This is a genomic window from Dysgonomonas sp. HGC4, assembly GCF_001261715.1.
Lineage (GTDB): Bacteria > Bacteroidota > Bacteroidia > Bacteroidales > Dysgonomonadaceae > Dysgonomonas_A.
Genome location: NZ_CVRU01000062.1, coordinates 19,067 through 30,683, shown reverse-complemented (window position 1 = coordinate 30,683; position 11,617 = coordinate 19,067). Strand labels below are relative to the sequence as shown.

At 36.0% G+C, this 11,617-nt stretch carries 8 protein-coding genes; all 8 read right to left on the bottom strand.

Annotated elements, in window-relative coordinates:
* Positions 1-4: 4 nt before the first annotated feature.
* The gene (locus tag HGC4_RS06285) at positions 5-685 is read right to left on the bottom strand and encodes an ABC transporter ATP-binding protein (protein WP_050709273.1); all 681 of its coding nucleotides are present in this window, start codon (positions 683-685) and stop codon (positions 5-7) included.
* A gap of 28 nt (positions 686-713) precedes the next feature.
* A complete protein-coding gene (locus HGC4_RS06280; RefSeq protein WP_050709272.1) occupies positions 714-3,050 on the bottom strand; it encodes an ABC transporter permease in 2,337 nt (778 codons plus the stop codon).
* A 12-nt stretch (positions 3,051-3,062) separates the two neighbouring features.
* Entirely contained in the window at positions 3,063-5,432 is a 2,370-nt protein-coding gene (locus tag HGC4_RS06275) for an ABC transporter permease (protein ID WP_050709271.1), read from the bottom strand.
* On the bottom strand, positions 5,425-6,006 hold the full coding sequence (locus HGC4_RS06270; protein WP_050709270.1) for a GIN domain-containing protein: 582 nt from the start codon (positions 6,004-6,006) through the stop codon (positions 5,425-5,427). The genes HGC4_RS06275 and HGC4_RS06270 overlap by 8 nt, the downstream gene beginning before the upstream one ends.
* Positions 6,007-6,123: 117 nt before the next feature.
* A complete protein-coding gene (locus HGC4_RS06265) occupies positions 6,124-7,374 on the bottom strand; it encodes an efflux RND transporter periplasmic adaptor subunit (RefSeq protein ID WP_050709269.1) in 1,251 nt (416 codons plus the stop codon).
* A 37-nt stretch (positions 7,375-7,411) separates the two neighbouring features.
* Positions 7,412-8,740 carry a TolC family protein gene (locus tag HGC4_RS06260; protein WP_050709268.1) on the bottom strand — a complete coding sequence of 443 codons (1,329 nt, stop codon included), beginning with the start codon at positions 8,738-8,740 and terminating at the stop codon, positions 7,412-7,414.
* 275 nt (positions 8,741-9,015) lie between these two features.
* On the bottom strand, positions 9,016-10,284 hold the full coding sequence (locus tag HGC4_RS06255; RefSeq protein WP_050709267.1) for a porin family protein: 1,269 nt from the start codon (positions 10,282-10,284) through the stop codon (positions 9,016-9,018).
* Between the two features lie 122 nt (positions 10,285-10,406).
* On the bottom strand, positions 10,407-11,615 hold the full coding sequence (locus HGC4_RS06250; RefSeq protein ID WP_050709266.1) for an ROK family transcriptional regulator: 1,209 nt from the start codon (positions 11,613-11,615) through the stop codon (positions 10,407-10,409).
* Positions 11,616-11,617 lie beyond the last annotated feature (2 nt).

Below are 11,617 nucleotides of genomic sequence, written 5' to 3'. Positions count from 1 at the left end.
CGATTTACATCTTACTTTCTACTTCTGTAATAATCTGCCCGTCAAATAGATTTATTGTACGATGGGCAAACGAAGCATCGTGTTGAGAGTGAGTTACCATTACAATTGTTGCTCCCTCTTGATTTAGCTCGGTCAACAAATCCATAACGTCTTTACCATTCTTAGAGTCCAGATTACCAGTAGGCTCATCGGCAAGAATCAATTTAGGATTAGCAATCACCGCACGGGCAATAGCTACACGTTGTTGCTGACCTCCCGACAATTGATTGGGGAAGTGACTTGCTCGGTGACTAATACTCATCTTACGCAGAGTTTCTTCTACTCGTTTTTTACGATCTGCTGCTTTTACTTTCAAGTATGTAAGAGGTAATTCTACATTCTCAAAAACAGTCATCTCTTCTATAAGATTGAAACTCTGAAATACAAATCCGATGTTTCCTTTACGCGATTGGGTACGTTCCTTTTCTTTCAGATTACCCACTTCTTTTCCATCAAGTAGATATTGTCCTGAAGTAGGGTTATCCAGCAAACCAAGAATATTCAACAACGTTGATTTTCCACAACCCGAAGGTCCCATTATAGCAATAAATTCACCTTGAGTTACATGCATAGAAATACCGTTCAACGCAACTGTTTCAACTTCTTCTGTGCGAAATACTTTCTTTAGATCTTTAATCTGTATCATAATATTGTTTTTTAAATTATTTACTATTTTATTCGCTTTTCAATGATTTTACGGGATTAGCTGTAGCCGCTTTCCAACTTTGCCAGCTTACAGTTATAGCAGATATAATAAACACCACTATGGCTGCACCTAAAAACAACCACCAAGGAATGCTTGCCTTATAAGGAAAACTTTCGACCCAGCGGTCTATGGCATAATAAGCCAGCGGCACACTAATAACAAAAGCTATAAGAAACAAAGCCAACAGTCCTTTATTAAGCATTAATATGATCTCCAACTCAGTAGCACCATTCACTTTACGGATAGCTATTTCTTTGGTTTTATAGCGAGTATTAAATACTATAAGTCCATAAATACCCATAATGGCTATTACAATAGTTATAAGACCGAAGAAGCCTATAAGCCTTGCCATATTATCCTCTTTCTTATATAGATCGTTCACTTTCTGGTCAAGAAATGTCAGTTTAAATTCTTCTTTACTAAACTTCGACCATGTTTTACTCATATACTCTATTGTAGATGGGATATCCTTACCTGAAATTTTAAAGAACACAAAGTTTAATCTGGCTTCCCTATAACTACCGTTTAGTACAACAAAAGCCATTGGTTCGATAGGATAATGCAAAGACTGAAAGTTTATATCACCTGCGATTCCCTTTACAGTTCCATCCCTAGAAAGACAAAAGACATTTTTTCCTATCAAGCTATTATCAAAGCCGTATTTCTCTATAAACTTATTATTAAAAATTACTTGCTCAAGAGTTGTAGAATCTTTCTTTGTTTCGGTAAACCCATTTCCGGCAATAATTTTAACTCCAAAAAAGTCAAGAAAATTAGGCGTTACAGGCCATGAGGTAAACTGTACTTGCTTATCTTCAAAACGTCGTCCCCACCCCATGGGAACAGTACCGGGAATAGCTTCGGAAGCTGTATAATCTAACACTAAAGGATTCTTGATCATTTCATCACCAAAGCTGTTAAGGTCAGTATCAAGTCCTCTTAATGGGAGATATACTATATTTTCTTTTTGTATTCCACTCGAATAATTTATCATATATTCGTGCTGTATCTTTATAAAATAAGCAATACAACACAACGATATGGCGGCCACAAATTGTATCAAGATCAACATATTTCTCATATAAACCCCTCTGGGAGATAGTACGAACGAGTTATTCAAAGCAACTGCTTCGGGAAAAGATGTTGCATATTTCGCCGGATATATGCCCACTATAGCTATAAGAGCAAGCAGAAATAAACCCACTACACCTATCAAGAAAAGATTTTCGGATATAAGTAAACTAGCCGAGAAAAAACTACTTAAAGGAGATGATGCAAAAAAGTTGACCAAGATTACAGATAAACACAATGAAATTAGAGCAAAAAATATTCCCTCAAACATCATTGACATTTGTAGGGCTGATCGATTCAGTCCCAGAATCTTGTGAATATTTAACGACTTCACTCGCGATGGAGCCATCGCAATGGAGAAGTTCAGATAGTTTATATATGCTATTAGTAGAATAATAACTCCAATAGCAATTAAAGATATGAAAGTAGTCTTATTGTTTGCCTGTATCATATAAGCCTCTTCCAGAGGAACAGATCTTAACTCAACACCTTTACCCGATTCCTTATTTACGTATCCAGAGAAAATCTCAGCAATTTTTCCATCACTATTCAATTTCTCTTTTACTATCTCATGACTTCCCTCCTGTATCTCCACATACATTTTGAAACTCCATTCAGTTGGATCTGTAGTCTGGGTTGCCACATACATACCATTAGTAAGAGAACAGTTTTTCGGAAAGTCCTTATAAACCGCTACAATCGTAACCGGAATCTTCGAGAAATGATGATAAATAATTTTCCCAATAGGATCTTCGTCTCCAAATATCTTTAGAGCATCACTTTGCGAGATTAAAGCCTTATGCTTACCCAAAAACATATCAGGTGCATTTCCTGCAATTATCTCCGGTGTAAATACTTCTAGAAAACCTCCAGAAACGGCAAATTGCTCTATATCTACACTTTGAGAGGTTGCCTCCACACTTTTATCAAAAAACTGACTGCCCCAATCTTGTACTAAAGCATAATTCTTTATTTCGGGTACTGCCTCTGCAATAGTCTGTCCTATGGGAACACTTAGATTATGAGCCTCCCTTTCGTCTGCTTCGTAATAAATAGTAATATATTCTAGATTGTTAGCCTTTTCGAAATTCCTATTATAAGTAGCATCGTAATACGATTGGATGGCTATTATAATAAAAACAGTAAAGGCAACAGACAAGCCTGCTATATTCAGAACCGAAGAGGTTTTAAATCGCTTTAATATATAGTAGAAGTTTTTTATAACTGATTTCATCTTTCAATTTTATTAATCGTTCTTTAAGGTATCTACAGGATTTTGATTAGCTGTATACAAACAATTCAAGCATACTACAGATAACACTATTGCTAAAACAGCCAGTCCAGAGGAAATAAATAATAGAGGAGATAGCTCTGCTTTCTCAGAAAAATCTTCCATCCATTTAGCAGCCGCAATAGCCGCAAACATTCCACCACAAATAAGAGCAGGAAAACTTATCCATAAATTATCTTGCAAGAACAACTTCAGAATATCAACCAATGCAGCTCCATTTACCTTACGGATAGCAATCTCCGACTTACGGCGATTTACCTCGTTGTTGGTATAGCCAATCAACCCTATGAGAGTTATTAGTAAAGTAACAATTCCACCAATTGTTATTGCATTCATAAAGCGACGCGAATTGCTATATAACTTGACCATACTGTCTTTATAAAGCGAAAGTGAAATTTCTTTATCTGGGAACGATCGTTTAAATACATCGTATACAATCTGGATATTATCTGAGTTCAAATCCTTAAGCTTTACTACAATAACTGAAGATGGTTCACTTGAGTAGAAGATAACGGAAGGCCGAGTGTCTTCACTTCCAATAGAACCTAATCGAATATCGGAATAAACACCTATAATACGAGATACTCCACTCTTTTGTTGATGTTCCGAGATGAAGACTTCTTTGCCAATAACTCCATCCTGCCAGTTTGCAAGCCCTGATATTTTATCAGCAAACTTCTTACTGATCACTATATCCTTATCTGGCACCGACTCTTTATCAAACCCTTTACCTTCAATTATTGGTATTTCCATTAAGGGCAAATAGTTTTCGTCTGCACCATACAGATCAGCAATATTAAAAAGCTCATGGTCATTATTGGGGAGATACACATTGTTACCCGATGCAAAGCTGAATGGCAGATCATCGGCAGTAGCAACCAACTCGACCTGAGGAACAGTACGAAGTTCATCTATTATTTTTTGCCTTTCATTGTTATTCACTCCCCTTGTATTATAGTAAAGCAACCGCTCATAATTATATCCTGGATTGTCATTAACCATCACATCATATTGTCGAGCTACTATAATGAGTAATGTTACAAGAAAAACAGTAGTTACAAGTTGAAAAAACAGAAGTGCCATCTTCCAACCTCGTTTGGTCATTGTCAAATGACGAAAAACGGATGACACAGGAATCCGAGAAAACAAATAAGATGGTATAGCTCCTATAATCAATGAAATAATTACACAGAAAACCACCAGTATCAAACAAGTTTGAAAAGAAAACAATGAGTAAACCGAAGCCGATAGAATCTCTTCTGCCGTACTTCTAAAACAAAAAATAAGGAGTAGAGCAACTACCAAGGAAATAGCCAGATGTAGAGATATTTCTCCAAATATTAACTTCGATATATCTTTCTGTTCAGCCCCATAACATTTATATACAGCAATTACTTTCCCTCTATTTACCAACGTTGATATCAGAATCAGGATATAATTCATAATAGAAGTAAATATCAAAGCAAATGCTATTGCCGACAATAAAAGAGTCATACGCTTTGTCTCAGGCGTATCACTATGCAATGCGGTGAGTAGTGACAAGGTATATGAGAGTTCAACGCCTGCTTTCTTTAATTCTTCCATAGGCTGATTACGCTCTTGCATCTTTCGGATAGCAGGTGCCAAACTTGCCGGATCGGTACCAGACATTAGTTTTACATATCCCAGATAGCGGTCGTTACCCACCCAATTTTCAGTACCATCCCACATAAAATCTTTTATGGATGCCAATGATATTACAAGATCGTATCTTAAATGTGCATTTTCGGGTACATCTTTAAAGACTCCACCGATAGTGACTGTACGTCCGGGATAATTATCTATTTGAATAGTTTGTCCTATAACATTGTTACCCATTTTTTCGGCAATAGACTCGGATACCAATCCGTACAGAGGTCTGGATAGTATTTCTTTTGCATTTCCAATAACCATTGGACGAGGCAATACATCAAAGAGACAACTGTCTGCCATGATAAATGTACCTGTATAACGTTTCTTATCAGGCGTGAAAAATGAAGCATCCCATCCCATATATGTCAAACGTGTTGCAACCTCTACCTCAGGTATCTCAGCTTTCATGCCGGGAGCTATAGCACCACTTACTTGTCCAAATTCGTCTGGTTCTTCATTTCCAACTATTGCATACGATTGTATCTGATAGATTCGATCAGAGTCAGGGTAAAAATTATCATAGCTAAGCTCAAAAAACACTTTTGAGATAATTATTAGCCCTACTGCCAAACCAGCTCCTAGAGATAATATTTTAATAATATTATTCTCTTTCTTTTTAAAGAGCGATCTTAATATTAGATTAAAGTTATTCATAGATATTTTTCACATTTGCATTTTTAACTTCAGACCTTATTATTTCCTTAGCATTTAATACAACATTACTATACCCCATTGCATTTATAGCAGCTTTATCAGCCAACAAATTCGAAGATTTCAATGCACTACCTGCACCAACAGCACAGTCATAGTATTTTGTTGTGCCTTCAATTTCGAAACGACTCCCAGCAGCAATATTAACTGAAAGGTAATTAGATTTTATTTTCAACGCTCCAAAGGACGAACCAGTTATCAATGTTAACGAATCGTTTTCAAGCGGAGCATCCATAACCAATTGGCAATTGTGTAAACTCAAATAATCTAACTTATTTGTGTAAATAGTGATGCTTCCTTTAGGAACTCGTCCTCTCTGATCTAAAACTCGAATCTCCAAGATACCATCTTCTATTTCTTGTTCTATACCTAGCGAATCCTCTAATTGTATAGAGAATATTTCGGAAGGAATAAGGTTTACTCTAAACCCTGACAAGCTAATTTTAGAAAAAGTATCCTGAGCTTGCGTAGAGAGCAAAGAAGCGAGGAAAAGTCCTACAATAAATAAATGTCTCATTATCATTTCGATTTAAAAGGTGGTGTTACTCATCCGATAACGCATCAATAGAATCTGCAATAGTTGCATTCGTCCTTTTTCTGCTTATCGTAATAAATTTCATAGTATTAGATTATTTCATTTTAATATTAGCTCTTCCACATCTCCGTATGTATCATAAGATGACGTGATAACTTTCTCTCCCGGTTCCAACCCACTCGTTACTTCATAAAAGTTAGGGTTTTGTCGCCCGATAGTAATTTTACGTTTGATTGCTCTACTACCATCGGGAGTTACAACAAAAATCCACTGACCACCTGTCGCCTGATAAAAAGCACCCCGTGGTATTAATATGGCGTCTACGGGTTGCCCCAATTGAAGGTTTATATAATAAGTTTGACCTGCACGTATATTATCGGGACGTTCGCCTTCAAATATAAAATCAGTCTTAAACTGTTTTTCTCTCACTTCGGGATATACTTTGCGGACACGTAACGCAAAATTCTTGTCTTGACGTTCAAAGGTTGCATCTAAACCCGTTCTTACTCTGTCTATATAATGCTCGTCAATTAAAGCCTCTACTTTGAAATCCGATAGAACACTAATCTGACCAATACGTCCGCCTGTTGCAACAGTCTGCCCTATTTCTACATCCAGTAATCCCAATTGTCCGTCAACAGGAGCTTTTACATTCAGGTTATCCACTCGCTGACGCACCAATGTTAAGTTTCGTCGTATGTTAGATAAACTTTCTTCCATCTGATGGATCTGAATACCTCGATAAAGCGAATCTTGTTTCTGACGTTCTACTACCAAATTGCGACCATCAACAGCATAATCATAATCTTCTTTTGCTTGAATGAACTCTTCTTTTGAAGTCAGATTCTCTGAGTACAATTGTTTATACTGTAAAAATTTTCTCTTCTTACGCTCCACATCCATATCCAGTTGAAGCTTCTCTTTCTTCAGATTTAATTTCTCCTGCTCCATAGCAACCTGAGTGTTACGCAGGAAGTTTTGTTTTTCTGCTAATTGAGCTTCACTATCCAATATATTTAGGCTCAACATTGGGTTTGTTAACTGAATAACAACATCTCCTTTGTGAACTTCCGAGCCTTCTTCAATCAGTTTTTCGGCCACCATTCCACCCTCAATAGCGCTTAACTGTATGGTATTGATGGGTTGAACTTGTCCACTGATACGAACATAGTCATTGAACTGACCTTTCGTTACAGATTGAACGCTAACTTTCTGCTTCTCAATATTTAGTTTCGAAGCATGATTACCGAAAATAAGCCATCCAATAGCTATCAGCAATATTGCACCTCCAATAACAAACGGAATATGCTTCTTCTTCAATCCTTTTTTCTTCTCTATAATCGTATCCATATCAATATGTGGTTATCTTTTGTTTCTATTCTTTTTGTTAATCTTCTACTACAAATGGTTCTCCTTTATAATAAGATACTAATCTGAATTTCAATTGAAATTTAAGTTGAGCGTTTAACTCCTCAGCTCTCGCCTGAAGCAGACGATTTGCACTTGTATGCATTTCTATGGCACTGATAAGTCCTTCTGAAAACTTGCGTTCATTTACTTTCTGAGCAATTTCCATGGCCTCTGTTTGTTTTTTTGCCTGATAGTATTCATCAACCTGTCCGTTCATATCTGCAACAGCTTGCTCTATCTCACTATATAGCTTCTGCAATGTTTCTTCACGCTCTGCCTGAGTTATTATAAGCTGAGCTTTTCCTCTTCTTACTTCTGCTGTACGAGAGAAGCCATTGAAAATAGGTACTCGAATTGAGAACCCAACATATCGTCCCATTTTATTCTTGAATTGGTATCCAAATGATGAGTATTCGCTACCATCCATATACCTCGAAAAGCCTGTAGAATATCCACCCTCTACCGCTATGGTAGGAAATAAACCTCCCTTAGCCGATTTATAGGCTAATTGCTGTACTTGCACAGCAGACTCGGCAACAAGCGCCTGAGGTAGAAAAGTTTTCGAGTGTTCGAAAATATTATATGCTGTTTGATCTGACTTAGCAATTATATCTAAAGCTCCTGAATCGCCTATCTCCAAAGTCTCTTCAATCGGGAAGTTCATTTTCTCTTTCAATAAAATAACCCCAATAATTAAGATATTCTTTTGTCGTGTCAAGTTGTATTTGTTAGCTGCTTCTTGTGCTGTCATTTCAGCCACTTCAGGAAATCCTTTTACTCCCAGTTCCATCATTCGTTGTACCTGCTTCAAGTTAGCAGTACTCTCCTCCAATTCTTGTTCTGCTAGTTTTACTCTTTCAGTATTATACATCACATTATAGAATGCCTCCATCACTTCGTAGGCTATCATATCTTTGGTATACTCAAGTTGTTGTCTTCCCAACAATTTATTCACATTTTGCAATCTAACTCTTGTTACATTGGCTAAACCATCAAACAAAGTGAGTGACGAATATAAATTGTAGTTATTATTAAATGAATTTATATTGGTATAGGTATTGGTCTCGGCATCAAGTCCTCTACCAAAATTGAAAGAAGCCGAAGTACTCGCGTTTATAGATGGAAGTAGCTGCCCTACAGCTTCCAGAAAGTTCTGATGATAGATGCTATTTTGAGCTTCTTGTTTACTTCTTCTTGGACTATTTTTCACAGCATACTCCATGCAATCCATAAGAGTCCATTTTTTATCCTGAGTATAAGCAGTTATACTCATCAGAATAAAGAGGATAGTAGCTAAGTATTTCATAATAATATTTACGTTTTTATTAATATATAAACCAATTCTATGCCAAAAACAGAGAACTATTCATTTACAAGAGATTAGCTATTTTCAAGAAATCAAATCATGTAAAATAATTTTACAGTAAGTGATTAATTTCTTTATACCAATAATAAAAACTTTATAATTTTATCACATTTCAGAAGTTTAAATTTCGTTTAGAGGCACAACAAAAATGGTGAAACAGATTAATACTGTTCCACCATTAAAAAAGTCTTATTAAAGACAATTAGTGATTGCCCTTAATATCTATATTGGAGAGTGAGTGTAAATGCATTGTCTTTTAAATCGTTTGTAAAACGAGCCAAATTATTTGTCTTCTCATTCTTTATTATTTCATAATAGGCTTGAAGTTCAACATTCTTATAAGCATGCCATATAGCACCAAATGCCATAGTATTATATTTAATATCGGCTTCTGTAGTTCCATTCAATCCAATAGCATTACCCGAAACTTTCGTATTAGGATCGTACCAATCGTATTTTAGGATAGCTTCAAAAGGGAGCTTACCAATATCCTGAATCAGAATAGCATATCCCCCAACGAAATTTCGGATATAGGTATCAAACGATGGGCGATCGGGTGACTGTGGACTCACTGTTCCATTAACAGAACCTGGTTGTTGACCAAATATATATTCGGCTCTCAGCTGAGTTCCTCCTAATGGAGAAGTCCAATTACTTTGTAAATCGAATCCCAAATATTCACGTTTGGCATATCGTCCAAGATTGCTAGGATTGGAATTTTGAACAAAGCCATCACCTTCCATCTTGAATACATTTTCAGTCCCTTGAAATACACTACCTAAATAATAAGAGACTCCGAAAGTTAATCTGCCACCATTGGGTAACTTGGGAGAGGCACTTAAATGTCCGATAAAATCTCTTCGACTATCTACTTCCCTAGCAATTCCGTTACCGGCAATCAAAGCTGTTTCTAATGTAAATAATTGAAGAGGTGAGCCGTCTTTCGCCTGAAACTGAATCATTGCACCAATATCTCTATCTCCGGGAAATAGAGTTGTGATAATACGCGAACGTTCAGGAGATTCTCTTCGAGAAGAAGAATAGCGAACTTCGTGTCCAAACGGACGAAAGAAAAGTCCTGTTTGTATATAACTAGTTTTAAACCATGGGTCTTTAAATTTAAGATAAGCATCTCTCACAGCAACTCCTCTTTCAGTTATATCTAACTGAAAGACAGCAGAACCCAAACCTTCTTCATAAGTGGTTTTTATACGACCTCGACGAATACCAATACGGCTAAAAGCATTATTCGGATTTTCGTTAACTGCACCGATTCTTAAGTCGGCATCCTTTTGTGCTGATATATATTGAGCTTGAAAATAACCGCTTAGAGTAATATTATTAAGTCTGCTAACTATCTTTTCCAGATTATCTACTCTTTTTTCCAATCGTTCAGCATCATGTATACTATCCTTTTGTGCAAAAAGAGAAGTTATACATATTGAACAAAGAAAAATGAGAAGAATACGTTTTTTAATCTCCATATAATAAGTAACAAAGCTGTTCGTTTTTATCCAATTACAAATATATTCTTAAATTATTATATTCCTATTTGAGAACAGATCTTTTTAAAACCTAAATCAGTCACAGGACCTTAAATTCACTATTATGATTCTTCAAATATTCTCCTGCGAGCCAATAAACAACTACCCACGATACCTGCTTTATCTTTTAGTTTTGAAATAATAATATTAGAGTCTTTATTAACTAAGTTAAGTGAATATTTTCGAACAGCGCTTTTTATAGGTTGCAGAATATAATCTCCCGATAGAGAAACCGTTCCTCCAATAATAACAAGTTCGGGGTTAAATATATTTATTAAGCCCGCTATCTGCCTGCCTAATTTTTGACCTACCTCTTCAAAGATATCTATACATAGTACATCTTCTTTGTTTACTGCATCAATGATATCTTCTAAGAAGATAGGCGCATGACTTTTCTCTTTTTTCAAAAGGATAGAGTTTGCACCGGCACTTATTCTTTCAAGCAATGTTCGGTGAATTGCCAATCCCGAGGCTTCGGTTTCAAGACATCCCTTTTTTCCGCAATGACAAAGAATCTCATTGTCAAAGACATTAATATGTCCAAATTCTCCGGCAAAGCCTGATTTTCCTTGATACAATTTACCATCAATTATTATCCCAACGGCTAATCCCCAGCTAATGTTGATGAAAATAATATTACTCTCATTCTTTACATTACCCACCATATACTCACCATAAGTCATGGCTCGGGTATCATTATCAATAGAAACACTATATCCCAGTCGTTCAGCTAAAATATCGGTCAACGATCGTTCTTCAAGATAAAACAAACTGTAACTATACCCCGAGTCGGTATTTACCCGTCCCGATATACTGATGTTTATGTTCAGTATTTTCTCTAAATTTATAGTAAGGCTATTTATAAAAGACTGTATTATTACAATCAGATTCTCAAAAGACTCAGTTGTGTTCTCCGAAGAAAAAGGCACATTCTTTTGCAAATCCAACATTTCGCCTTTAAAGTTCATCAAGGCAAGATCTATTGTAAATTTCTTAATGTCCACTCCTATAAAATATCCCGAATCGGGATTTAAACCATACAAATTAGGATATCTGCCTCCCGAGGTTTCTAACTTACCATAGTCTGTTAAAAACTCTTCGCCACACATTTCGGTAATCAATTTGGTGATAGTAGGTATACTTAGGTTTAGTTCTTTTGACAGATCAGGAATAGTTGAATTGCCATTATTAATATAGTAATTTATAATCTTCTTCTTTATAAGCGCATTCTTTGTGCCTTTTGCTATTTCCTGAATAAAATTCTTATTCATAC

Bases quoted from the DNA above. Each gene is read 5' to 3' on its own strand.
- HGC4_RS06285 (WP_050709273.1), bottom strand. From the start codon at position 685: ATGATACAGATTAAAGATCTAAAGAAAGTATTTCGCACAGAAGAAGTT.
- HGC4_RS06280 (WP_050709272.1), bottom strand. From the start codon at position 3,050: ATGAAATCAGTTATAAAAAACTTCTACTATATATTAAAGCGATTTAAA.
- HGC4_RS06275 (WP_050709271.1), bottom strand. From the start codon at position 5,432: ATGAATAACTTTAATCTAATATTAAGATCGCTCTTTAAAAAGAAAGAG.
- HGC4_RS06270 (WP_050709270.1), bottom strand. From the start codon at position 6,006: ATGAGACATTTATTTATTGTAGGACTTTTCCTCGCTTCTTTGCTCTCT.
- HGC4_RS06265 (WP_050709269.1), bottom strand. From the start codon at position 7,374: ATGGATACGATTATAGAGAAGAAAAAAGGATTGAAGAAGAAGCATATT.
- HGC4_RS06260 (WP_050709268.1), bottom strand. From the start codon at position 8,740: ATGAAATACTTAGCTACTATCCTCTTTATTCTGATGAGTATAACTGCT.
- HGC4_RS06255 (WP_050709267.1), bottom strand. From the start codon at position 10,284: ATGGAGATTAAAAAACGTATTCTTCTCATTTTTCTTTGTTCAATATGT.
- HGC4_RS06250 (WP_050709266.1), bottom strand. From the start codon at position 11,615: ATGAATAAGAATTTTATTCAGGAAATAGCAAAAGGCACAAAGAATGCG.